The organism is Streptomyces sp. NPDC037290 (assembly GCF_055603245.1).
Genome location: NZ_JBVJVZ010000003.1, coordinates 74,159 through 98,116, shown reverse-complemented (window position 1 = coordinate 98,116; position 23,958 = coordinate 74,159). Strand labels below are relative to the sequence as shown.

Sequence of the window (23,958 nt, the reverse complement as noted above, 5' to 3'; positions counted from 1 at the left end):
GGCGGGATCAGCCGTCGGCCTGCCGCGCCACGCGCTCCAGTCGGCGCCGGTGGCCCTCCCACCACGCCTGATCCTCCGGTGGCAGACAGTCCTTCCCCTGCGAATGTCCGACGGAGCCGTCGATGAGCTCGCGCACGATGTCGGCGTGACCGGCGTGCCGCTGGGTATCGGAGATCACGCGCACCAGGACGTGGTTCAGCGTCACCTCCCGGCGCTCCTCCGGCCACCACGGGACGTGACCGATCGCGTCGAGCGACAGCGTCGCGATCGTGCTGTCGGAGTGCTCCCACGCCTGGCGGTACAGCCCGACGATCTGTTCCCGTGATTCGTCCGCGGTGGCCCACATGTCCGAGTTGGGCTCCGACTCCTCGGTGTACCACCAGGACGGTGGCTCCGCGTCGAAGAACGGCCGCCCGAACGTGTCGCCGAAGTACCCCAGCTCCACGCCGGCGACATGCTTGACCAGCCCCAACAGGTTCGTGCCCGTGGGGGTCAGCGGCCGTCGGACGTCGTACTCCGAGAGGCCGTCGAGCTTCCACACCAGGGCGTCACGCGCCTCCTGCAGGTACCGGAGGAGGTCCGCTTTCGGGTTCGGTTCGATCATGCCGGGCAGTCTTCCACCCGGCACTGACAGCCCGGGTGACGTCAGACGAAGCCGAACCGGCCCAGGACGGCCCGGACGAGCAGGATCCCCCTCAGACAGCCGGGGCAGGGCGTGGCTCGCCGTGGAAGACCTGACGGGCGTGCCAGTCGCGGTGCGCGGCGGCAACAGGGCGTGCGCCCGGCTGCGGGCCGAGGAGTGGGCGGCCCGCGAGCGCTGTGACGTGCTCGCGGGCGGCTGGGCTGTGACCGACGAAGCGCTGTGAGACCAGGACGCGGTGACCGTCTCCCACACCGAGGACGCCCTTGTCGAAGAGCTTGTGGTGCAGCGAGCACAGGCACAGCCCGTTCTCGACGTCGTCGGGGCCGCCGAACGCCCACCAGCGCACGTGGGCCGCCTCCAGCCCGACCGGTACGGCGCCGATCCTGCCGTCGTAACCGCAAAAGGCACACCGGTGTTCGTAGGCGGTCAGCACCAGCTCCCGCATCCGCCGGTCCCGCTGCCCGCGCGCCGCCGAGAGCCGCACGGGCTCCGACGGCTCCAGTTCCAGGCCGACGGCTTCGCACAAGTCACCGTGGAGCGAGGGCGGGAAGTGCAGATCGAGCAGCAACCGCGCCATCCTCACCAGCAGTTGAGGCTCGCGGCGCAGTGCGGCCCTCAGGTCGGGTGCGAGCTGCCCGGTGGCCCCCGAATCCCGCAGATCCCGCACCCCGCTTCCGGGACTGCCGGGCCCGCGATCGGTGCGCACTTCCCACACGCCGTCGCTGACCAGGTGGTGGAAGGGGTAGGCGGGCGTCGTCCTGTTCGGCGGCCCGTACTCGGCCAGCAGCCGCTGCAGGTCCTGCTCCACCACGCTGTAGCGCAGGCCGCCCTGGGCATCCTCCTGGAACCGGCCGAGGGCGTACAGGAGCAGCAACGGCTTGTGCGGAGCGCGGGTTCCGCTCCTGGTCCACTGTCTCAGCTTCGCGGTCCGCTCCACCCAGTCCATGGCGGATGATCGTAGACGGCCCTCCCGGGCACATGACGCGGGCGGGACCCCAGGGCCCCGCCCGCAGCGGCGATCGAAAGCGGCGCGGTGCCCTCTACAGGGTGGCCGGCAGCACGTGGTCGCCGATCTTGTCCGTGCTCAGGCAGAGGGAGCAGACGACCGCGTCGTGGGTGGCGCAGGCGGTCAGGTCCGGGCGTTCGTACGGCTGGCGGCAGACGTGGCAGTCGAGGGTGACCGCGCTCGGGTTGCCCGCCGCGTCCGACAGCGGCTCGGCGATGCCGTCGTCGGTGCGGCGGAGGTAGTACCTGCCCTTGGTGAGGACCGCCATCAGCGGGGTCAGGACGAAGGCGATGACGGCCGCGGCGACGGGGGAGTACGGCTGGAGGGTGTCGCCCAGCAGATGGAAGTACATGGCGATCGACAGGCCGGAGGCGGCGACGAAGGCCACCACACCCACCGGGTTGACCGCATGCAGCATGCCGCGGCGGAACTCGGGCTGGAGCGGGGACAGCTTGAGCACGTACTTGTTGATGCCGATGTCGGTGGCGACGGTGACGACCCAGGCGATCGCGCAGTTCGAGTAGAAGCCCAGGATGCCGTTGAGGAAGCTGAACATTTCGGCCTCCATCAGCGCCAGCGCGAAGCCCAGGTTGACCAGGACGAAGACCATGCGCCCGGGGTAGTGCCTGGTGACCCGCGTGAAGGAGTTCGTCCACGCCAGCGAGCCGGAGTACGCGTTCGTCACGTTGATCTTGATCTGGCTGATGACCACCAGCGCCACGGCCAGGGGGACGACCATCCAGGACGGCATCATCGCGTCGAAGGCGCCCCGGAACTGCTGGATGGGCTCGGTCGCGGCGGCCGGTCCGACCCTCGCGAGGATGTAGACGGCGAGGAAGACGCCGATGGCCTGCTTCAGCGCGCCGAGCACCACCCACCCGGGACCGGCCATGACCACGGCGGTCCACCAGGTGCGCTTGTTCGCCTCGGTCTTGGGCGGCATGAAGCGCAGGTAGTCGATCTGCTCGCCGATCTGGGCGATCAGCGACAGACACACGCCCGCACCCAGCAGCACGGACGCGGTGTTGACGCCACCGGCACCGTCCGTACCGGCGTAGGACAGGAACCGGTCGACCGTGCCTGGGTCGGTCGCGATCAGATAGACCAGCGGGCCGATCATCAGCAGCAGCCAGATCGGCGTCGTCCACACCTGCAGTTTGCTGAGCGCCTTCATGCCGTAGATCACCAGCGGGATGACCATCAGCGTGGAGACCAGGTAACCCAGCCAAAGGGGCAGTCCGACGCCGAGCTTGAGGCCCTGCGCCATGATCGAACCCTCGAGGGCGAAGAAGATGAAGGTGAAGCTCGCGAAGATGACGCTGGTCAGCACCGAGCCGTAGTAGCCGAAGCCGGAGCCTCGCGTGATCAGGTCGAGGTCGATGTTGTAGCGGGCGCCGTAGTAGGCGAGCGGGAAGCCGGTGACGAAGATGACGACGGCGGCCACCGCGATGGCCACGAGCGCGTTGCCGGTGCCGTGTGTCAGGCCGATGCCGGCGCCGATGGAGAAGTCGGCCATGTAGGCGATGCCGCCGAGCGCGGTCGTCGCCACCACCATCGGGGTCCAGCGGCGGTAACTGCGGGGAGCGAAGCGGAGGGTGTAGTCCTCCAGCGTCTCCTTGACCGCCGCGCCGGCCGCGGCCTCCGTAGCGCCTGCCGTTGGCGGCCGTGACTCGGTGGTGCTCATCTCACGCCTCCCGAGGGTGCTGTTGCGGGTGTTTCGGTGAAGGGAAGAGCCCCGCTCGGCGTCATCGGCAGGACGGGGAACGGTCACGCTAGGAAGGGGTTGTTACCGTCCGTTCCCGTCGTGGTGACCGCGCTGTTGCCGAGAACTCACATGCCGGGCGTGGTGTCCGGTGCCGCGTGGCCGAGGGGGCCGACGGGCCGGCGGACACGTCCAGGGGTGCCGGTTCGGCTTCGGCTCGTACGAGGAGGCCGCCGACCGCCACGGTCATCGCGCCGCGCCGTCTTCGTGTCCTGCCCCGTCGCCGAACCTGTGTCAGTGTGGGAGAGGGCCGACGGCAACGTCGAGGAGTACCTGCGGGTGTTCGGTCGTCCCGAGCAGCTCGCGGCCTGGCGGGAGAACCGCCCCTGCGTCGCCGAGGGCACCGCGTGACCGAGCCGAAGGAGAGCCGCTCATGACCACCTTCCCCACCGGGCGAGCCGTGCGGACCACACCGGAGGGCCTCCTGTGGGAGCCCAGTGAGCGCTGGGTACGCGGCCGCAAGGGCGACGTCACCGTCGTCGACAGCCGGCACCCCGTCCTCGTCTGGGAGCCCGGTGTCCCCGTCCCGCTGTACGCGTTCCCCCGCACGGAGGTCCACGAGGACCTGCTCCGCCCCGCGAAGAACCCGCCGACGGGCACCCACACCGGATCGCAGGTCTTCTACGACCTCGCAGTGGACGGCGGACTCCTGGAGAACGCCGCCTGGACCTTCCCGTCCGCCGACCTGGCCGATCACATCGCCTTCGAGTGGTTCCGGCGCAGCGGCAAGGGGCTCGACCACTGGTACGAGGAGGAGGAAGAGATCTTCATCCACCCCCGCGACCCGCACAAACGCGTCGACGCCATCCCCAGCAGCCGCCACGTCCTGGTCGAGATCGACGGCACGGTCGTCGCCGACACCCGCCGCCCGGTGCTGCTCTTCGAGACCGGTCTGCCCACGCGGTACTACGTCCCACGTGAGGACGTCCGGCTCGACCTGCTCGTACCCACCGACCACCGCACCGGCTGCCCCTACAAGGGCACCGCCGCGTACTGGTCGTGGCGCGGCGAGGCCGGCATCCCGCCGAACGTCGTCTGGAGCTACCCGGAACCGCTGCCCGCGGTGGGCCCGATCAAGGGGCTCCTCGCCTTCTACAACGAGGCGGTCGACATCACCGTGGACGGGGAACGCCTGGAACGCCCCGTCACCCACTTCACCAAGACGCTCCGCTGAGAACCCACCACTACGCCCTGAACGCGACGGGCCCGGCCACGACACGTTCCACGTTTCCGCAATGTGAGACCTGTCCGGAACCTATTGACCGACAGGGTGGGCCTCTGCTCAACTCACGTTCCATGACCCCGCGCGTGGATTTGACCCGGCGGCGCCACATCGACCTGGCGCACGTCTCCAGCGCGTTCTGTTGTCGTTGATCCGGAAAGCGCGTCGCTGATCCGCAGGGTGGCCCTCGGCAGCGGCTGGTGCGCGCCGGTGACGTATCCCCCGAAGAGCGCGGTACCCACGGCCTGACCGCCTTCTTCCGGCGTTCCTCCGTTCTCCCCTCCTTCCTTCTCCGGCTCCCGGCAGCCGGAGTTGCGCCCACATCCTTGAGAGGGACCTCCCATGTCTCCGTCCATCCGCATGCTCACGGGCCGCATCGGCGCGCTCGTCAAGGCCGTCGACCCGGCGGCACGCCCCGGCCCCCCGCAGCTCACCGCGCTCCGGTCCCTCGTGACCACGCCGTACGGCGGCGCGCGGGTGCATCCGCTGACGGGCGAACGCGCGCTGTTCACCGGCGGGTTCGCCAAGCGGATCGCCGCTCGCGCGAACACCGAGTCGGCCGGTCGTGTGCCGTTCGGCGCCGACGACCGGCGCAGCGAGCCGCTCGTCGGTGACGCCGTGCACCACAGCAGCGTCCTGGAGGTGGCGGCGTGACCGAGGTCAGCCTCAAGGCGCCGGCTGTGGAGCCGGCTGCCGGGACGCCGCGCGCGACAGGTGGGCGTGAGGTCTTCCTGCCGCGCGACGCCCGCCGCCCCACGGTGTTCAGCACGCTCCGCGAGCGGCTGCGCTGGCCCCTGGGCATCTACACCACTCCGATCGTGGTCCTCATCGCCTGGGAGATCCTCGCCAGGGCCGGAGTGCTGGCGAAGACCTACGCTCCGGCCCCGACCTCCATCGTGAGGTCCGCCGTTGACCTGTGGCAGCAGGGCGTCCTCGGGCCGGACCTGGCGATCTCGCTGCAACGGGCCGGCATCGGTCTCCTGATCGGTCTGACGGTGGGCATCGTCGCCGGGGTGCTCGGCGGTCTGCTGCGCAGCGGCGAGTACCTGTTCAACGGCGTCGTGCAGGTGCTCAACACGATCCCGCTGCTGGCGGTGCTGCCGCTGATGATCGTGTGGTTCGGCATCGACGAGCTCACGAAGGTGCTCCTGATCTCGTTCGGTGCGGGCGTTCCGATGTACCTCAACCTGTTCGCCGCGATCCGGGGTGTCGATCAGCGTCTGATCGAGATGGCGCGGACGACGGGTGCGGGCACCTGGCGCCTGGTGAGCCGCGTCCTGGTGCCCGGAGCCCTGCCGGGCTTCCTGGTCGGACTCCGGTTCTCCCTCGCGTACAGCGTCCTGGGCCTCGTCGCCGCCGAGACGGTCAACGCGGACAAGGGCCTCGGCTTCCTCATCACGCAAGGACAGACCTACCTGCAGACCAACCAGGTGTTCGTGGGGCTGGTCATCTACTCGCTCCTCGGCCTGCTCGCCGACCAGTTCGTCCGGGCTCTCGAGCGGGTGCTGCTGCGGTGGCGCCCCAGTTATGAGGCAGCATGAGCACCACGGTTGCCACACACGGCACACAGCCCCACCGGCAGACCGGCGCCGTCGTCGAGAAGGTGGTCCGGCGGTTCGGGGACCGGGTCGTCCTCGACCACCTGGACCTCACCATCGCCGACGAGGAACTGGTCGTCCTGCTGGGCCCCTCCGGCTGCGGCAAGAGCACCCTCCTCAGGCTGCTCGCCGGTCTGGACCGACCCGACGGCGGGCGGGTGGAGGTCCCGGCCAAGCGCGCGATCGTGTTCCAGGCCGACCGTCTGCTGCCGTGGCAGCGGGTGCTGCGCAACGTCACCCTCGGCCTGCACGGAGCCGACGCCGACCAGCGGGCCCTCGACGTGCTCGCCGAGGTCGGACTCCCGGGCCGCGAGAAGGCCTGGCCCAAGGAGCTGTCCGGCGGCGAGGCCCAGCGGGTGTCGCTGGCCCGCGCGCTGGTGTCGGAGCCCGAACTCGTGCTGCTCGACGAGCCGTTCGCGGCGCTCGACGCGATCACGCGGCTGCGGATGCACGACCTCGTGCGCGCCCTGCGGAGCAAGCACCACGCGGCCATGCTCCTCGTCACCCACGACGTCGACGAGGCGATCGCGCTGGCGGACCGCGTCGTCGTCATGAGCAACGGACGCATCGGCACATCACACCTCGTCCAGCTCTCGGCCGCCGACCGCGAGGCGAGCCTCGCCCGAGAGGAACTGCGCTCCGCGCTCCTGGAAGACCTCGGGCTCGCCAACCAGCACTGACCTCCCCGCCCCACCCACCGACCTGTCCCACCACAGCACAGAAGGCGCGTGAGAAACCCATGTCCAGAAGAACCTCCCGGCCCGTTGCCGCCGTCGGCCTGCTCGCACTGGGGAGCACGCTCGTGGCCTGCGCATCGACGTCGGAGGCCGCCGCACCCCTGAGCAGGTCGAGCGGATCGAGTGCCCACAGCCACCCCGAGTGGAGCAGGTACACCTTCACCATCGGCGACAACGGCGGTGACGGCAGCCAGGAGCTGGCGAAGATCACCGGCGTGTTCGACGACGCGCCCTACAAGGTGAGGTTCGCCCGCTTCACCTACGGCCCGCCGCTCGTACAGGCCGCCGCGTCGGGCGACATCGACCTGGGAGCCGTCGGTGACGTACCGCCGATCACGGGCGCCGCGAAGGAGTACGGCTTCAAGGTCGTGGCCGTCAACCGGTCGCTCACGCCCACCCAGTCGAACGAGAACATCATCGTGCCCAAGGACTCGGGGCTGAGGACGCTCGCGGACCTCAAGGGCAAGAAGATCGCCGTCCCGCAGGGCAGTTCGGCCCACGGGCTGGCCCTGAACGCGCTGAACAGCGTAGGCCTCAGCCCCAAGGACGTACACCTGGTCTTCCTCGACCCGGCGGCCGGAGCCACCGCGTTCAACACCGGCAAGGTGGACGCCTGGTCGATCTGGAACCCGCAGTCGGCGATCGCGGTCAAGAACGGCGCTCGGATCCTGGCGAAGGGCCTCCCGCCGATCGACCAGACGAGCAGTTACTACGTCGCGACGGAGAAATCGCTGAACGACAGGACGAAGCGGGCGGCTCTCACCGACGTCCTGCAGCGGCTGGCCCATGAGTTCGCCTGGGCGACCAGGCACGAGGACAGGTACGCGCAGGCGCTCGCCACGGAGGAGGGCATTCCCCTGGACGATGCCAAGGCGTCCCTGAAGACCTTCGAGACGCGGGTGACCCCGGTGGAGAAGCCGGACATCGCGGCGGAGCAGAAGCTCGCCGACGCCTTCCTGGAGGCGGGCCAGATCACCAAGAAGGTCGATGTCCCGTCGATCACCGACAACCTGCTCCCGGCCGGCTACGACAGCTCGAAGCCGCAGGCCGGCTGAGCTGGCCGGACACGGAAAGGAGAGTACGCGTGAGCGAGACAGGACGCCGGCTGCACCTCAACGCCTTCCTCATGGAGGCGGGTCACCATGAGGCGTCGTGGCGGCTCCCGGACAGCGATCCACGGGCCGACTTCGACCTGCGGCACTGGATCAGGCTTGCCCGGCTGGCCGAGAGCGCCAAGTTCGACGCGCTGTTCCTCGCGGACGGCCCGGCGATCAACGGCACCGGCGAGTTCCGGCCACCGGGCCAGCTCGAACCGCTGACGCTGCTGACCGCGCTGTCCCAGGCGACCAGCAGGATCGGACTCATCGCGACGGTGTCGTCGACGTACAACGAGCCCTACAACCTGGCGCGGCGGCTCGCCTCGGTCGACCATGTCAGCGGCGGCCGCGCGGGCTGGAACATCGTCACCTCGGCGGGCGCCCACGAAGCGGCCAACTTCGGCCTCGACAACCGCCCCGGCCACGCCGAACGCTACGCCCGTGCCGACGAGTTCCTGCACATCGCCAAGGCCCTCTGGGACAGCTGGGAGTCCGAGGCCGTCGTCGCGGACAAGGTCACAGGACGCTACGCGGACCCCGCGCGGATCCACAAACCGGCCCACCGGGGCACCTACTTCTCCGTGGCCGGCCCGCTCAACGTCGAGCGTCCACCGCAGGGCTACCCGCTGCTCGTCCAGGCCGGCTCCTCCGAGGACGGCAAGGACTTCGCGGCACGGCACGCCGAGGCGATCTTCACCGCACACCGGACGTACGAGCGCGCGGCCGAGTTCTACAGCGACATCAAGGCGCGCACCAGGGCCGCGGGACGCGACCCGGGCGCAGTGATCGTCCTGCCGGGAATCGTCCCGTACATCGGGTCCACCGAGGAGGAGGCCCGCGCGCTGGCGAAGCAGCTCGACGACCTGCGCATTCCGGAGTACGGACTGCGCCAGCTGGCCGCGGTCTTCGAAACCGAGCCGTCGGTGTTCGAACTCGACGAACCCTTGCCGGACTTCATCCTCGCGCGGCCGAAGCTCGAGGGATCACAGAGCCGCTCCGACCTGATCATCGAGCTCGCCCTGCGCGAGAGGCTGACGGTGCGTCAGGTGATCTCGCGGCTGGGAGGTGGCCGCGGACACTTCGAGTTCATCGGCACGCCCGAGCAGGTGGCGGACGCGATCATCACCTGGTTCGAGGGCGGTGCTGCGGACGGCTTCAACATCATGGCGCCCGCCCTGCCCTCGGGTCTGGAGACCTTCATCGACCAGGTACTGCCGATCCTGCGCGGCAAGGGCCTCTTCCGCGAGGAGTACGAAGGCGCGACACTGCGCGAGCACTACGGCCTGCCGGTACCGGCCAACCAGTTCCGTCAGGCGGGGGCGGAGGTGCCCGGCGCCTGAGCCGACGGGTGCTCCTCGGGCCCGTCCCCCGACAGATCAGAATGGTTATCACTTCAGTTTGTGCCGTTTCCCGTCGCACGCACGCGATCACCCCTGGCCGGCCGGTGTGTCAACCCGTCGGTCCAGGTGTGTGCCGCCCCGGCCTGGACGACCATGGAGGGAGTCGGATCGCCCGCCGGTACGGCATGAGCCGCGGCGCCGAGCGGGAGGGAAAATGAGGCATGGGCACGATGGACTCCCCGCGAGCAGGCGACAGCCGGCCAGTGGCGGGTTCTGCCGCCCCGCCCAGCGGCCTGCTGGACCTGCTCAGCGTCGCCGCGGTGGTGCTGAACGCGAGCGGCCAGGTGGTCTTCTGGAGCCCGAAAGCCGAGGAACTGTTCGGCTACACCGCGGCGGAGGCGCTGGGGCAGTCCGCGGCTCAGCTGACGGTCCACGAGGAGCACCGCAGCCAGGTGATCAAGCTGTTCGCCGAGGTCATGGAGTCCGGCGCCGACTGGGCCGGGGCCTTCCCGATCCGGCACAAGGACGGCAGCACCCGTCTCGTGGAGTTCCGCAACATGCGACTGCTCGACGACCTCGGTGACACCTACGTCCTGGGCCTTGCCGCGGACCAGGCCACCGTGGAGCGGGTCGAGCGCGACGCCGCCCTGGCCATGCGCCTGGTCTCCCAGTCCCCGGTCGGGCTGGCCATCCTGGACCCGGACCTGCGGTATCTCGCCGTGAACCCTGCTCTCGAACGCATCACCGGTCAGTCCGCCGCCGAGCGTCTCGGCCGGCCGGTCGGCGAGGTCCTGAACTTCCTGGACACGGACCCCGAGGCACGTCTGCGCCGTGTCCTCGAGACCGGCGAATCGGTGGTCGACCGGAACATCATCTGCCGTCCCCCCAACGACCCGGACCACGATCACGCCTGGTCCGTCTCGTACTACCGGCTGGAGGACTCCGGCGGGCGCGTACTGGGCCTGGCCTATTCCGTGATCGACGTCACCGAACGTCATCGAGCCGCCACGGAGGCGGCCCGGGCCCGGCAGCGGCTGGCGCTGATCGCCGAGGCTTCCGCCCGCGTGGGCACCACCCTCGACCTGGAGAGGACGGCGCGCGAGCTCGCCGACGCCGTCGTACCGGTCCTGGCCGATGTGGCCGCCGTGGACCTGCTCGACAGCGCCCTCGCCGGTCGCACCGCGGCTGACGAGGGCCCGGCCCACTTCCGCAGCCTCGCCGTCAGCGCGGTCTCCTCCGCCGACACGGTCCGCGCGGCCGATCCGTCCGAGACACTCGTCACGTACGACCCCGACCGCCTGATCACCCGGTGCGTGCGTACCCGCCAGGCGGTTCTGGTGCCCCGCACCACCCAGCGGGATCTGGAGCGCATCGCCCGCCGTGGTCCGCCTGCCTCCCCCTTCGAGGCCACCGACGTGCACTCCTACCTGGCCGTGCCGCTCATGGCCCGGGGTGAAGTCCTGGGCGTGCTGGACCTCACCCGCATCCGCAACCCCGCGCCGTTCGACGACGACGACGCGTTCCTCGCCCTGGAGCTGGCCGCCCGGGCCGCGGTCTGCATCGACAACGCCCGCGGGTACCAGGCCCAACGCCACGCGGCCCTCACCCTCCAGCGCAGTCTGCTTCCCGAACTCCCCTCGCACCTGCCGGGCCTGGAGGTGGCCTGCCGCTACCAGCCCGCCGGTGCCACGAGCGAGATCGGCGGCGACTGGTACGACGCCATACCCCTCCAGGGGGACAAAACCGCCCTGGTCGTCGGGGACGTCATGGGCAGCGGCATCAACGCCGCCGCCACCATGGGGCAACTCCGCAGCGCTGCCCGCGCCTTCGCCGAACTCGACCTCGCCCCCGCAGAGGCCCTCCATCACCTGGACCACCTGACCGAAGGTGTCGAGCAGACCATCACCACCTGCATCTACTGCGTCTACGACCCTCACGAAGGGCAGTGCGAGATCTGTCTCGCGGGCCACCTGCCGCCGGCCCTGATGCGAGTCGGTCATGCGGCACAGCTGCTCGACCTTCCCCCCGGCGCACCGCTGGGCGTCGGCGGGGTACCTTTCGAGGCCACCACCATCGCCTTGCGTCCCGGCGACGAACTGGCCCTCTACACCGACGGCCTGGTGGAGACCCGGAGCGAACCCATCGACGCTCGTCTGGACACCCTCCTGGGTGCCTTCACCGCGACACTCGGCCACGAGCTGGAAGACACCTGCGACCGCATCCTGGACGTTCTGCGGTCGCCCGGTGACGAGGACGACGTCGCACTGCTCATCGCCCGAGCCCGCTCCCAGGGTCTGTCCGGCGGATCAGGCCGGCTCCAGGCGACGGCGTCACACCGCCGAGACCAGCGTCCATAACCCGATGTTCTGGGGAACTGAGAGCTGGCTGTGACGCCCGGCCGCCCACAACCTTGAGCCGAGACAGTGATATGTCACATCGCATAGGGAGCCATCGTGAGAGCACGCCGTTCCGGGATGGTCATGGCCGCCGCCCTCGGACTCGTCACCGTCGCCGGCTGCGGGGGAGCTGGCGACGGCGGCCAGGGCGGGGCCGCGAGCAGGGGAGGCACGCTGCACGTGCTCTCCAGCCTCGACCTGGAGCACCTCGACCCGGCCCGCAACTACGTCACCTCCTCCGAGGACGTCGGCCGTCTCATCTACCGGACGCTGACGACGTACGCGGCGGCACCCGGCCCCGCCGGGGGAAAGATCGTGCCGGATCTGGCGACGGACACCGGCCGCCCCAGCGACGGCGCCCGGACCTGGACCTTCACGCTCAAGGCGGGGGTGAGGTTCGAGGACGGCCGGCCCATCACCAGCCGGGACGTCAAGTACGGCGTCGAGCGGACGTTCGCCGCGGAACTCCCCGAAGGGCCGCCGTACGCACGGATGTGGCTTGCGGGAGGCAGTGGTTACCACGGCCCCTACAAGGACAAGCACGGGCTCGCATCGATCGGGACGCCCGACGACAGGACGGTCGTCTTCAGACTCAACCGTCCGGTGGCCGACTTCGGTTCCGCGGTGTCGCTGCCCATCTTCGCCCCGGTTCCGCAGGACAAGGACTCCGGGGTCCGCTACGACAGCAGACCCTTCTCCTCCGGCCCCTACAAGATCGGATCCTTCGAGCCCAAGAAGCGGCTCACACTGGTCCGCAACACCCACTGGAGTCCGGCCACCGACTCGGTGCGCAAGGGCCTGCCGGACAAGATCGTGCTCGATCTCAACCTCGACGCGGCCGTCGTCGACCAGCGGCTCATCGCCGCCCAGGGACAGGACGCGGACGCGGTCGCCTTCCAGCCGGTCGGCCCCGCCTCGGTCGGGCCGGTGATGGCCAACCCCGCGGTACGCGGGCGACTGGTCACCGGCGAGTCGATCAACACGCGGTACCTGAGCATCAACACCCGGCACAAGCCGCTCGACGACGTCCGGGTACGGCGCGCGATCGCCTACGCGCTCGACAAGGACGCCCTGCGCACCGCCCGGGGCGGCCCGATCGCCGGTCGGCTGGCCACCACCCTGCTGCCGCCGTCGCTGCCCGGTTCCGTCCCCGACGACCCCTTCCCGAGCCCGGGCGGCAAGGGCGATCCGGCCAAGGCCAAGGCGCTGCTCGCCCAGGCGGGCCACGCCTCGGGCCTGACCCTCACGCTCGACACCCCGGCCACCGCGGCCGGCCAGACACAGGGCGAGGCCGTACAGGCGTCCCTGGCCAAAGCCGGAATCAAGGTGACCATCAACGCGATCAGCTCGTCGGCGTTCTACAGCACCGTGGGCAACACCTCCCAGGAGCACGACCTGGTGATCGACGGCTGGACACCCGACTGGCCCGGCGCCTCCACGTATCTGCCGCTCGTGTTCGACGGCCGGCTGATCACCCCCGAGGGCAACAACGACCACGCCCAGTACAACTCGGCCGAGGTGAACGCCCGTATCGACCAGATAGCCAGGATGAAGGCCCCGGCGGCCGCCGCGACCGCCTACGGCCGGCTGGCCGGGCAGATCATGCGGGACGCGCCGGTCGTGCCGTTCCTGTGGGACAAGGCGGCCGTCCTGATCGGCACTCATGTCACCGGCGCCTACGGGCACATCGCCTACGTCGGCGAGCTGGACCTGGTCTCCCTGGGGCTGCGCAAGTGACCGCCACGCTCCCGGCCCCCGTACCGGCCGACGCGCCGCCCCGCGTCACACCACATGAGGCATCCCTGCTGCGCCGCCTGCTGGCCCAGCGCTCCGCGACGATCGCCCTGACCGTGGTCCTCCTCCTGGTGCTGACCGCCCTCGCCGCCCCGCTGATCACCTGGGCCGCCGGCACGTCCCCGACCGAGTTCCACTCCGAAGCGGTCGACCCGGCGCTCGGCGGACTGCCGCGCGGCACCGGCGGCGGCATCAGCGCCGGCCACTGGCTGGGCGTCGAGCCCGGCAGCGGCCGGGACATCCTCGCCCGCGTCGTCCACGGCGCCCGCGTCTCCCTGCTCATCGCCCTGCTCGCCACGGCCCTGTCCGTGGCGCTCGGTACGGTGCTCGGGCTGGCCGCCGGATTCTTCGGCGGCTGGACCGACACGGTCGTCGGCAGGCTGATGGACCTGCTGATGTCCTTTCCCGCCCTCATCTTCATGATCGCGCTGATCTCTGCGGCACCGGGCGTGAACCGGCAGCTTCTCCTGGTCGTCGTGCTCGGCTTCTTCGGCTGGCCGTACGTCGGGCGGATCGTGCGCGGGCAGGCGATGGTGCTGGCCCGTAGCGAGTTCGTGGCCGCGGCCCGGGTGCTGGGCGCCTCCCGGCGCGCCCTGCTGGTGCGAGAGGTACTGCCCAACCTGAGCGGCCCGGTCCTCGTGGTGGCCACGATGTCGATCCCCGGCTACATCGCCACCGAGGCGGGCCTGTCCTTCCTCGGCATCGGAGTGCGTCCGCCGACCCCCTCATGGGGCCAGATGATCGCCGCCGCGGTGCCGTGGTACGCCGCCGACCCCGTCTACTTCCTCGTCCCGGGCACCTTCCTGTTCGTCACCGTGCTCGCCTTCAACATCCTCGGCGACGCGGTGCGGGACGCGCTCGACCCCCGGAGCCGCCGACGATGATCCTCTACGTCCTGCGCAGGCTGGCCGCGACGGCAGCGATCCTGCTGGTAATCTGCGCCGCCACCTTCGCGATCTTCTATCTGATGCCGGCCGACCCGGCCCAGGGAGCCTGCGGCAAGGCATGCAGCCCCCAGCGGATCGCCGAGATCCGCACCACGCTCGGCCTGGACCACTCGGTGTTCGTGCAGTTCCGCGACTATCTCGTGGGCATCGTGGGCGGCCGCAGCTACGGCACGGGCGCCCAGGCCGTGCACTGCCCCGCTCCATGCCTGGGATTCAGCTTCCAGACCGATCAACCGGTGTGGCTGATGCTCACGGACCGGCTGCCGGTCAGCATCTCCATCGCCGTGGGGGCGGCGGTGCTGTGGCTGCTCGTCGGCGTCACGGCCGGGGTGATCTCCGCGCTGCGCCGCGGCAGCCTGTGGGACCGGGCGGCGATGACGGCCGCGCTCGGCGGTGTGTCGCTCCCGGTGTACTTCACCGCCCTGGTGCTGCAGTACCTGCTCGTCGTCAAACTCGGTCTGCTGCCCTACCCCCAGGCGATCCCGCTCACCGCGGACCCCGTCGGCTGGGCCCAGTCCATGGTCATGCCGTGGATCACGCTGGCGATGCTCTACGCCGGCATCTACGCCCGGATCACCCGCGGCGAGATGCTCGACAGCCTCGGCCAGAACTTCGTCCGCACCGCCCGCGCCAAGGGTCTGCCCGAGCCGACCGTGCTGCGCCGTCATGCGCTGCGGCCGGCACTGATGCCCATCGTGACGATCTTCGGCATGGACCTCGGCGCGCTGCTCGGCGGCGCCCTCATCACCGAGTCGGTCTTCGGCCTGCCCGGCGTGGGCAAGCTCGCGGCCGACGCGATCAACAGCGCCGACCAGCCGGTGATCCTCGGGGTGACGCTCTTCGCCGCGGGATTCGTCGTCGTCGCCAACGTCGCGGTGGACCTGGTCTACGCGCTCCTGGACCCGAGAGTGAGGGCCGTGGGATGACCCTGCTGACCGTACGAGACCTGACCGTGGACTTCGCGGGCGGCGTACGCGCCGTCGACGGACTCGATCTGGACCTTGCCGCCGGGGCGGTGCTCGGCGTGGTGGGCGAGTCGGGCAGCGGCAAGTCCGTGACGAGCCTGGCCGTCATGGGCCTGCTGCCCGACGCCCGGATCACGGGTGAAGTCCGGTTCGACGGCCAGCGGTTGACCGGCCTGGACCGGCGGACGCTGCGCCGGCTGCGCGGAGACCGCATCGCGATGATCTTCCAGGACCCGCTGTCCTGTCTGAACCCCTACTACCCGGTGGGCTTCCAGATCGCCGAGGCCTACCGCGCACACCGCCGCGCCGGACGCCGCGAGGGACAGCGGGTCGCCGTACGGATGCTGGACCGCGTCGGCATCCCCGAGCCCGAGCGGCGCGCCCGCGCGTACCCGCACGAGTTCTCCGGCGGCATGCGCCAGCGCGTGATGATCGCGATGGCCCTGTGCCTGGAACCCGACCTGCTCATCGCCGACGAACCGACCACCGCGCTCGACATGACCGTACAGGCCCAGATCCTGGACCTGCTGCGGGAACTGCGGGAGCGGTCCGGCACCGCCGTCATGCTCATCACCCACGACATGGGCGTGGTCGCCGGACTGGCCGACGAGGTCGTCGTGATGTACGGCGGCCGCGCGGTCGAGCGGGGCACCGTCCGCGAGGTGTTCTACCGGCCGCGCGACACCTACACCAAAGGCCTGCTCGCCTGCGTGCCCCGCGTCGACGGACCGTTGCCCGACCGGCTGCCCACCCTCGCGGCACCGGAGGTGACCGCGTGAACGCGCCCCTGCTCGAAGCCCGTGACCTGGTCAAGCGGTTCCCCGTACGGCACGGCCTGACCCGGCGGCTCGCCGGACACGTCAGAGCGGTCGACGGCGTGTCGCTGCGGGTGGCCGCGGGGGAGACGCTGGGTCTGGTCGGCGAGTCCGGCTGCGGCAAGTCCACCGTCGCCCGGCTGCTGACCCGGCTGATCGAGCCCACCTCGGGCACGGTCTGTGTGGCCGGACGGGAACTGACCACGCTGGACGAGCAGATGATGCGGCCCCTGCGACGCGACCTGCAGATGATCTTCCAGGATCCGTACTCCTCGCTCAACCCCCGCCAGACCGTCCGGCAGATCCTGACGGCCCCGTACCGCTACCAGGGGCTGACCCCCGGCGAACCGGTCGAACAGTTGCTGGAGCGGGTGGGCCTGCTGCCGGAGCACGCCGCCCGCTACCCCCATGAGTTCTCCGGCGGTCAGGCCCAGCGCATCGGGATCGCCCGGGCACTGGCGCTGCGGCCGAGACTGCTGGTGTGCGACGAGCCCGTCTCGGCGCTCGACGTGTCGGTCCAGGCACAGATCCTCAACCTGCTCAAGGACCTGCAGCAGGAGTACGGGCTCGCCTACGTGTTCATCGCGCACGACCTGGGCGCGGTCCGCCAGATCAGCACGCGCGTCGTCGTGATGTACCTGGGCACGGTCGTCGAGACGGCCGACCGGGACACCCTCTACGGCGGTGCCGCGCACCCCTACACCCACGCCCTGCTCTCCGCCGTACCGCTGCCCGACCCCGACGCCGAACGGACCCGCGAGCGCATCGTGCTGAGCGGCGACCTGCCCAGTCCACTCGATCCGCCCAGCGGCTGCCCGTTCCGCACCCGCTGCCCCAGGGCGGCCGGCCGCTGCGCCGCCGAACGGCCCGTGCTGCGCGCGATCGCCTCCGGGCACGAGGTCGCCTGCCACTACCCCGAACCGCTGACCCAGCCCGTCCCCGAGCCGTCAGCCCAGGAGAGGCCCGCATGAGCCGCACCCACCACCTGCCCGGACTCACCGTGACCGACCACGAGTTCACGGCACCCCTCGATCACGCCGACCCCGCCGGAGCCTCGATCCAGGTGTTCGCCCGGGAGGTGTCCGACCCGGCCCGGGCCGGCGAGCCACTGCCCTGGCTGCTGTTCCTGCAGGGCGGCCCCGGAGGCAAGTCGCCTCGCCCGCTGAACGCCACCTCCGGATGGCTCGCCCGCGCCCTCAGGACCCACCGGGTGCTGCTGCTGGACCAACGCGGCACCGGCCGCAGCACCCCGGTCACGGCCCGGTCGGCCGAGCGCTTCCCCGGCCCCCGGGCGCTGGCCGACCACCTCGCCCTCTTCCGCGCCGACTCGATCGTCGCCGACGCCGAGCTGATCCGGCGTCAGCTCGCCGGTGACGAGCCCTGGGAGACGCTCGGCCAGAGCTACGGCGGCTTCATCACCCTCACCTACCTCTCCCAGGCCCCCGAAGGCCTGCGCGCCTGCTACGTCACGGGCGGCCTGCCCGGCCTGGACGCCACCGCCGACGACGTGTACGCGGCCACGTACCCGCGCGTCACGGAGAAGGTGACCGCGTTCTACGCCCGTTACCCCGCCGACCGCGACCTGGTCCGGCGGATCGCCGACGTGCTCCACCGCCGGACGGTCCGGCTGCCCGACGGGGACCGGCTCACCGTCCGGCGGCTGCGCACGCTCGGCCTGATGCTGGGGATGGGCGACGGAGCCGAGCGCCTGCACTGGCTGCTGGACGAAGCCCTCGACGCCCACGGCGACCTCTCGGCGACCTTCCTGCACCAGGCGATGCACCTGACCGGGCTCGTCGACAACCCGCTCTTCGCCGTGCTCCAGGAAGCCTGCTTCGCGCAGGGCGGCAAGCCCACCGACTGGGCCGCGGCCCGCGCCGTCGCGGGCCGCCCCGAGTTCGCCGAGGACGCCGACCCGCTGCTGTTCACGGGCGAGATGTTCTATCCCTGGATGTACGAGGAGATCGCCGGTCTGCGGCCGTTCCGCGCCGCCGCCGGGCTGCTGGCCGAGCGCGCCGACTGGCCCGCGCTGTACTCACCGTCGCGGCTGGCGGCCAACCAGGTGCCGGTGGCCGCCGCGATCTACCACGACGACATGTACGTCCCCACGGAACTGTCCCTGCCGACCGCGCGTTCGGTCGGTGCCCTGCGCGCCTGGGTCACCAACGAATGGGAGCACGACGGGGTGACCGCGTCCGGCGAAGGCGTGCTGTCCCGCCTGATGGACATGGCCGCCGGACGGGTCTGACCTCCCCGCGCCAACCCGAAGGAGAGACGAGGAGACATGCCCCGAAACCCCCACGGACGCAGAGCCCTTGCCACGGGTGCCGCCGCGGCGGCGTTCCTGTCGCTCGGTGCGTCCACTTCTGCCGCGACCGCCGCACCGGCGCACGGCACGGCTCCCGCCACCGACTGTGCCCTCCCCGGCACGACCGGCTGGACCGACGAGGGGCACACCACCGACCCCACCCGGTTCCAGCAGCCCCTCGGCACCAAGCACGTGCTCATGCTGTTCGTCGACTTCCCCGACGCCCAGGCCTCCGGACCCACGTCCGCCTCCCACCGGCAACTCGCCCCCGCGGCCGACTGGATGAAACGAGACTCCTACGGCCGGACCGCACTGGACATCACCCCGCTGGACCGATGGATTCGGCTGCCACAGGACTCCACCAGCTACGGCTTCCAGCGCGGGATCACCTTCGAGCAGCACGAGGCGTACGTCCGGCAGGCGGTGGCGGCCGCGGACCCGTACGCCGACTTCTCCCGCTACGACATGGTCTACATCGTCCCGGCCCCGTCGGCCGCCGCCATCAGCTTCTCGCCGACGTACCTGTACGACCCGGCCACAGCGGGCGTCACCGCCGACGGCCGGCGCGTCAAGTGGGCCGTGACCTTCGGGCAGGACATGTGGCACTGGGGCTTCAAGGTCGCCGACCACGAGACCAGCCACACCTTCGGCCTGCCCGACCTCTACGCGTTCACCGGCATGGACCACCACCGCTTCGTCGGCGGCTGGGACCTCATGGGCGACATCGCCGGGGCCGCCCCGCAGCACGTCGGCTGGGAGCGGTGGAAGCTCGGCTGGATCGACGACAGCCAGGTCGCCTGCCTCCCCGCGACCGGAAGCCGCACCGTCCGCCTGAAAGCCGTGGAACGCGCGGGCGGTACGAAGATCGCGGTGATCCGAACCGGCGAGACCACCGCCTACGTCGCCGAGTCCCGCAGGGCCGTCGGCGCGGACGGCCACGCCTGCTCCACCGGCGTGCTCGTCTACAAGGTGGACAGCGCCGCCCAGACCGGCGACGGCCCCCTCCAGGTCGTGAACGGCAACCCCGACGCAACGCCCCCCTCGGGCTGCCGGGCACTGGACATGGCGGCCTTCCACTCCGGCCAGACCTTCACCGACCCCGCCACAGGAGTTCGGATCGAGGTCGACAGCAGCACCCCCCAGCACGACGGGATCTCGATCACCAGGCAGTAGGAGCCGGTCCTCGCCGCACGGCGGTGGCTCACCCGGACAGGTGCGGCGGCTTCGGACGGCACCGGCGCCACCGCGCGTAGGCCGGAGCGGCGGCACCGGTGGCGAGATAGCCCTCGGCCACCCTGCGGACGATCTCGTCACCGTGCGCGGCCAGCGGACCATCGCGCCGCAGGCCGAGCACGTGGCGGTACCAGAAGGGATCGCCGGCGATCGGCAGCACGGTGACGCCCGGCACCTCGATGAAGGTCGCCTGGCAGAGACTGACGGCGAGCCCGGCCCGTACGAGGTCGATCAGCTGGCGGCCTTCCGCCTCGTAGGGGGCGCGCGGCTGACGGCCCGTCCGGGAGAAGACGGACGCCCAGTACTCCCGGGTGCGGTCACTGTCCGGGTGCGGCATGGCCCAGTCCTCCCCGACGAGGTCCTCCAGACTCACCTCATCGTGACCGGCCAGGGGGTGGGCGGACGGCAGCAGTGCGAAGACGGGCTCACTGACCACCGGGCGCAGGACGACTCCCTCGCGCGGCGCGAGTTCGTGCCCGGGGCTGTCCCCGAGCACCGCCGCCTCCAGGCGTCCCGCCGAGAGGTCGTCCACCAGGGGGCCGGGGGAGTACCGGCACCGGGTCGTCACATCCGATCCGGGGATCAACTCCCGTGCCACCAGCACGAGATCGGCAAGCAGCGGAGCGCCCACGGATCCCAGACGAAGGCGCCCGGGGACTGCTCCACAGCGAGCCGCGCGGGCGGTGTCGGAGAGCAGACCGTCGATGCCCGGCAGGATCGCCCGGGCCCGGGGCAGCACCAGCTCACCCAGCGCGGTGGGCACGGCACCGGCCTGTCCCCGCTCGAAGATCGGTCCGCCCAGCATGGCCTCGATCCGCCGCAGTTGGGCGCTCATCCCCGGCTGGGTCATGCACAGCGACGCGGCGGCACGGGTCAGGCTTCCGGCCTCCGCGATCGCGCAGATCACTCGCAAGTGCCGTACCTCTAGATCCATGGCGGGATGCTAGGCAGCCGCGGGAGTCTCCCGGCAGGGGCCGGACCGGCCCAGCCCCATATGCAATGTCACACTCCACAAAGATGCTATGGGCGCGGGAACCGTGACGGGGGCCGGCACACCAGGACGGCGGAGCAGCCGGCACAGCGGATCACGGCCACGGCGGCCTCCTGCGCGTGGGGAGTCCGGGCAGGAGAGCAGTCACCCCACTAGGCCGGCCAGTGGGCGGGCCTGCTGAGCGAGACAGGCAGCTCGGTGGCCGCGTCGCCCTTGGCGGCGTTCAGCTGTGCCTGGGTGAGGAACAGGGCGCCGGTGAGGTCCGCGCCGCGCAGGTCGGCGTCGCGCAGGTCGGCGCCGATCAGATCGGCGTCGCGCAGATCCGCCCCGCTGAGATCGGCGGCGATGAGAAGGGCGCCGCGCAGGCTCGCCCCTCGCAGGTCGGCGCCGGACAGCCGCACGCCGATCAGATCGGTGCCGCGGTGGTTCTTCCTCGGGCCCGGGACCTGGGCTCGGGCGAGCTCGCTGGCCCGCAGCAGCAGCGCGTTGACCTCGCCGCGCAGCGCGTTCACGTCCAGCTCGCTGATCGACTCGGCACTGCCGCGGGTCAGCTCGTCGAGCTGGGCCAGCGCCCGCCGCAGCTCCTTGTGGACCGGCCGGGCCGCTGCGAGATCGAGGGCCTCGGTGACGTACCAGAGCAGCTCGTGCAGCTGCCTCATGACGGGGAAGACCTCGAACATGGCACGCGCCGACTTCGGAGCCCGACGCCAGTCGGTGCCGCCGAAGGTGATCTGGGACACCTTCTGTCCGGCGCCGAAGCAGTCGAAGACGGTACAGCCGGGGAAGCCCTTGTCACGCAGCTGCGCGTGGATGCCGCAACGGAAGTCCGCCTGAAGATTCGAGCACGCCTGCCCGGCGGGCTTGTTCACGGCGAAGTCGGCCGAGCGGGCGAAGGGAAGGGCCACGCAGCACAGACCGAAGCAGTTGGCGCAGTCGGCCTGCAGGTCCGTGCGGTCGCGGGGCGCCTTGTGGTCGGGCTGCGGCGTGCGGTTCGGGGGCGCGTTGCGGTCGCGCGGGGACCTGCGGTCCTCGGATGCCGTGCGACCGCGCACTGGCTTGCGGTCCTGGGACGTCTTGCGGTCCCGCTGCGACGTGCGGTCCCGGGACGTCATGCGCTCGTCGGACGCGTCGCGCTCCTGAGCGGCGCCGGTGCGCTCACCGCCCCGGCGCGCGGACGCGGCACGCCCGCGCCCCTGCTGGTCCTGCTGGTCTTGCGCCGAGGACGGGCGCCCCTGCCCGTTCGCGGCGGCGGACCGCTTGCGCCCTCCGCCGGAGGAGGACTGCTTGCGGCCCCCGCCCTGGGCGGGGCGCTTGCTCTCCCCGGCGGAAGAAGGGGCTCCGTGCTGTGACGACACCGTGCATGCTCCTGTTGGGCGACGAGCACCGCGGCCCGCGACGCTCCGAGAACGGCCCCATTCTCGCAGACCACCGGCGCGGTGCCCGTACGGCTGCGGGGGTGCATGTGGCCGAGGGTGCGGCGGACGGGCCCGGCCGGAGTGGCGGGATCCCCACCACCTCTCCGGTGCGCTCGGGCCACGCGGCAGTGAGGGCCCGCGGGCGACACCGCGACGCGGCCAGGAGCGCGCGCTCCGGCCTCGGCGAGCGATGGGTTCGCGCCGGGGGAACCGTCCTCGCAGCCGTCCACTGCCACCCGGCCGAAACGGCGGAACGTGCGGCGGGAAGTCAGCGCACCGATGTCTAGACTCACCGGATGAGCAACTACACCTGCACCCATTGCGGCACCGTCGGGCTGGAGGAAGGCTTCATCGAGGATGCCGGTGAGCACTCCCGTGGCTACGCGCGCTGGATCGAGGGGGCGTTGGAGCGGGGCATCTTCGGAGGTGCCAAGCGAATGGGCCGGCCCCGGCGGCAGATAGAGGCGTTCCGGTGCCCCAAGTGCGGGCACTTGGAGCTGTTCGCCACGGGCGAGGTGTAGTCGGGCCTCACTGTCCTTGGACGTCCCCGACAGGCGGCGTGCGTAGCCGCGGGGCCGCCGACAGCTGGGGTGTGGGGGCAACCCGCGGACAGGTGAACAGAAGGGGCGCAACAGCCCCGGGCAGCCAACGGCTGTTCGGGGTCTCTTCATTGCCAGGCACCTGAAGGCAGCGACGGCGCACCTCTAGTCTCCTACCGCCTGATCAGAAAGGGCCTGATCAGTGGAGAACCTCCCCGCTCACCGCTCACACAGGAGGTCCACCGTGTCCATGCTGTCCCGCATCAAGCGCTCGCGCCGGACGCTCTCCCTCGTCCCCGCCCTCTCCGCCGCCCTGGTCGGAACATGGTCCGCTGCCCCGGCCGCGCAGGCCGCCGCTCTGCCCACCCCCGACCACGTGGTCGTCGTCGTGTTCGAGAACCACTCCTACGACCAGGTCATCGGCAGCTCCAGCGCCCCGTACCTCAACAACACGCTGAAGGCCGGCGGCGGCAACCTCACCAACTCGTTCGCCATCACCCACCCCAGCCAGCCGAACTACCTGGACCTGTTCTCCGGGAACAACCAGGGCATCACCAACGACAACTGCTACACCCCGCAGTTCAGCAGCGCCGCCAGCCTCGGCTCCGAGCTCATCGCCGCGGGAAAGACCTGGGGCAGCTACAACGAAGGCCTGCCCTCCCAGGGCTCCACGGTGTGCACCAACTCCGCCACCAAGTACGCCCGGAAGCACAACCCGTGGTTCGCCTTCAGCAACGTCCCGCTGAACACGGCGCACACCTTCACGCAGTTCCCGACGGACTACACCACCCTGCCCAAGGTCTCCTTCGTCGTCCCGAACCTGTGCAACGACATGCACGACTGCTCCGTCACGACGGGCGACACCTGGCTGAAGAACAACCTCGGCGCCTACGCCACCTGGGCCACGACGCACAACAGCATCCTGGCCGTCACCTTCGACGAGGACGACAGCTCGCACAGCAACCACATCGCCACCGTGCTCTACGGTGCGCACGTCGCGCAGGGCAGCTCCACCTCGACGCAGTACAACCACTACAACACGCTGCGCACCCTCGAGGACCTGGCCGGGCTGACGACCCACGCCGGGGCCGCGGCCAGCGCCTCCGACATCACCGGCATCTGGAACTGACCACGCGGCAGGCCCCGCGCA

The 23,958-nt window shown here is 70.9% G+C and carries 21 protein-coding genes; 16 read left to right on the top strand and 5 right to left on the bottom strand.

The window, feature by feature from the left end:
• Window positions 1-7 precede the first annotated feature (7 nt).
• From ACZ7HQ_RS11170 to ACZ7HQ_RS11160, 3 genes are all read right to left on the bottom strand, one after another.
• A complete protein-coding gene (locus tag ACZ7HQ_RS11170; RefSeq protein WP_470987260.1) occupies window positions 8-604 on the bottom strand; it encodes a DinB family protein in 597 nt (198 codons plus the stop codon).
• A 91-nt stretch (window positions 605-695) separates the two neighbouring features.
• Entirely contained in the window at window positions 696-1,589 is an 894-nt protein-coding gene (locus tag ACZ7HQ_RS11165; protein ID WP_470987258.1) for a phosphorothioated DNA-binding restriction endonuclease, read from the bottom strand.
• A gap of 94 nt (window positions 1,590-1,683) precedes the next feature.
• Window positions 1,684-3,333, bottom strand: a complete 1,650-nt coding sequence (locus ACZ7HQ_RS11160) for a purine-cytosine permease family protein (protein ID WP_470987257.1) — start codon at window positions 3,331-3,333, stop codon at window positions 1,684-1,686.
• A gap of 451 nt (window positions 3,334-3,784) precedes the next feature.
• On the opposite strand from ACZ7HQ_RS11160, the gene ACZ7HQ_RS11155 reads away from it, so the two are divergent.
• The 14 genes from ACZ7HQ_RS11155 (at window position 3,785) to ACZ7HQ_RS11090 (ending at window position 19,803) form a co-directional block, all read left to right on the top strand.
• On the top strand, window positions 3,785-4,585 hold the full coding sequence (locus ACZ7HQ_RS11155) for a DUF427 domain-containing protein (RefSeq protein WP_470987256.1): 801 nt from the start codon (window positions 3,785-3,787) through the stop codon (window positions 4,583-4,585).
• Window positions 4,586-4,975: 390 nt separating this feature from the next.
• Entirely contained in the window at window positions 4,976-5,287 is a 312-nt protein-coding gene (locus ACZ7HQ_RS11150; RefSeq protein WP_470987255.1) for a hypothetical protein, read from the top strand.
• Entirely contained in the window at window positions 5,284-6,174 is an 891-nt protein-coding gene (locus ACZ7HQ_RS11145) for an ABC transporter permease (RefSeq protein WP_470987253.1), read from the top strand. Before ACZ7HQ_RS11150 ends, ACZ7HQ_RS11145 begins: the two co-directional genes overlap by 4 nt.
• Complete coding sequence (locus ACZ7HQ_RS11140) at window positions 6,171-6,911, top strand: ABC transporter ATP-binding protein (protein WP_470987251.1); 741 nt, start codon at window positions 6,171-6,173, stop codon at window positions 6,909-6,911. The genes ACZ7HQ_RS11145 and ACZ7HQ_RS11140 overlap by 4 nt, the downstream gene beginning before the upstream one ends.
• 59 nt (window positions 6,912-6,970) lie before the next feature.
• On the top strand, window positions 6,971-8,023 hold the full coding sequence (locus ACZ7HQ_RS11135) for an aliphatic sulfonate ABC transporter substrate-binding protein (RefSeq protein ID WP_470987250.1): 1,053 nt from the start codon (window positions 6,971-6,973) through the stop codon (window positions 8,021-8,023).
• 29 nt (window positions 8,024-8,052) lie between these two features.
• On the top strand, window positions 8,053-9,405 hold the full coding sequence (locus ACZ7HQ_RS11130) for an LLM class flavin-dependent oxidoreductase (protein ID WP_470987249.1): 1,353 nt from the start codon (window positions 8,053-8,055) through the stop codon (window positions 9,403-9,405).
• 221 nt (window positions 9,406-9,626) lie between these two features.
• Entirely contained in the window at window positions 9,627-11,762 is a 2,136-nt protein-coding gene (locus tag ACZ7HQ_RS11125; protein ID WP_470987248.1) for a SpoIIE family protein phosphatase, read from the top strand.
• A 96-nt stretch (window positions 11,763-11,858) separates the two neighbouring features.
• On the top strand, window positions 11,859-13,538 hold the full coding sequence (locus ACZ7HQ_RS11120; RefSeq protein ID WP_470987246.1) for an ABC transporter substrate-binding protein: 1,680 nt from the start codon (window positions 11,859-11,861) through the stop codon (window positions 13,536-13,538).
• A complete protein-coding gene (locus tag ACZ7HQ_RS11115; RefSeq protein ID WP_470987245.1) occupies window positions 13,535-14,479 on the top strand; it encodes an ABC transporter permease in 945 nt (314 codons plus the stop codon). The genes ACZ7HQ_RS11120 and ACZ7HQ_RS11115 overlap by 4 nt, the downstream gene beginning before the upstream one ends.
• A complete protein-coding gene (locus ACZ7HQ_RS11110) occupies window positions 14,476-15,468 on the top strand; it encodes an ABC transporter permease (protein ID WP_470987244.1) in 993 nt (330 codons plus the stop codon). The genes ACZ7HQ_RS11115 and ACZ7HQ_RS11110 overlap by 4 nt, the downstream gene beginning before the upstream one ends.
• Complete coding sequence (locus ACZ7HQ_RS11105) at window positions 15,465-16,286, top strand: ABC transporter ATP-binding protein (protein WP_470987243.1); 822 nt, start codon at window positions 15,465-15,467, stop codon at window positions 16,284-16,286. The genes ACZ7HQ_RS11110 and ACZ7HQ_RS11105 overlap by 4 nt, the downstream gene beginning before the upstream one ends.
• Complete coding sequence (locus ACZ7HQ_RS11100) at window positions 16,283-17,293, top strand: ABC transporter ATP-binding protein (RefSeq protein ID WP_470987242.1); 1,011 nt, start codon at window positions 16,283-16,285, stop codon at window positions 17,291-17,293. Before ACZ7HQ_RS11105 ends, ACZ7HQ_RS11100 begins: the two co-directional genes overlap by 4 nt.
• The gene (locus ACZ7HQ_RS11095; RefSeq protein ID WP_470987241.1) at window positions 17,290-18,570 is read left to right on the top strand and encodes an alpha/beta fold hydrolase; all 1,281 of its coding nucleotides are present in this window, start codon (window positions 17,290-17,292) and stop codon (window positions 18,568-18,570) included. Before ACZ7HQ_RS11100 ends, ACZ7HQ_RS11095 begins: the two co-directional genes overlap by 4 nt.
• Before the next feature lie 36 nt (window positions 18,571-18,606).
• Window positions 18,607-19,803, top strand: a complete 1,197-nt coding sequence (locus ACZ7HQ_RS11090; protein ID WP_470987240.1) for a M6 family metalloprotease domain-containing protein — start codon at window positions 18,607-18,609, stop codon at window positions 19,801-19,803.
• A 28-nt stretch (window positions 19,804-19,831) separates the two neighbouring features.
• Here the strand turns inward: ACZ7HQ_RS11090 and ACZ7HQ_RS11085 are convergent, their stop codons facing one another.
• On the bottom strand, window positions 19,832-20,797 hold the full coding sequence (locus ACZ7HQ_RS11085; protein ID WP_470987239.1) for a LysR family transcriptional regulator: 966 nt from the start codon (window positions 20,795-20,797) through the stop codon (window positions 19,832-19,834).
• 209 nt (window positions 20,798-21,006) lie between these two features.
• Window positions 21,007-21,966 (bottom strand): pentapeptide repeat-containing protein, encoded by a 960-nt coding sequence (locus ACZ7HQ_RS11080; RefSeq protein ID WP_470988889.1) that lies wholly within the window; start codon window positions 21,964-21,966, stop codon window positions 21,007-21,009.
• Between the two features lie 599 nt (window positions 21,967-22,565).
• On the opposite strand from ACZ7HQ_RS11080, the gene ACZ7HQ_RS11075 reads away from it, so the two are divergent.
• Window positions 22,566-22,790 (top strand): hypothetical protein, encoded by a 225-nt coding sequence (locus tag ACZ7HQ_RS11075; RefSeq protein ID WP_470987238.1) that lies wholly within the window; start codon window positions 22,566-22,568, stop codon window positions 22,788-22,790.
• A 268-nt stretch (window positions 22,791-23,058) separates the two neighbouring features.
• Window positions 23,059-23,937: an alkaline phosphatase family protein gene (locus ACZ7HQ_RS11070; RefSeq protein ID WP_470988884.1), complete on the top strand. Its 879-nt coding sequence runs from the start codon at window positions 23,059-23,061 to the stop codon at window positions 23,935-23,937.
• Window positions 23,938-23,958 lie beyond the last annotated feature (21 nt).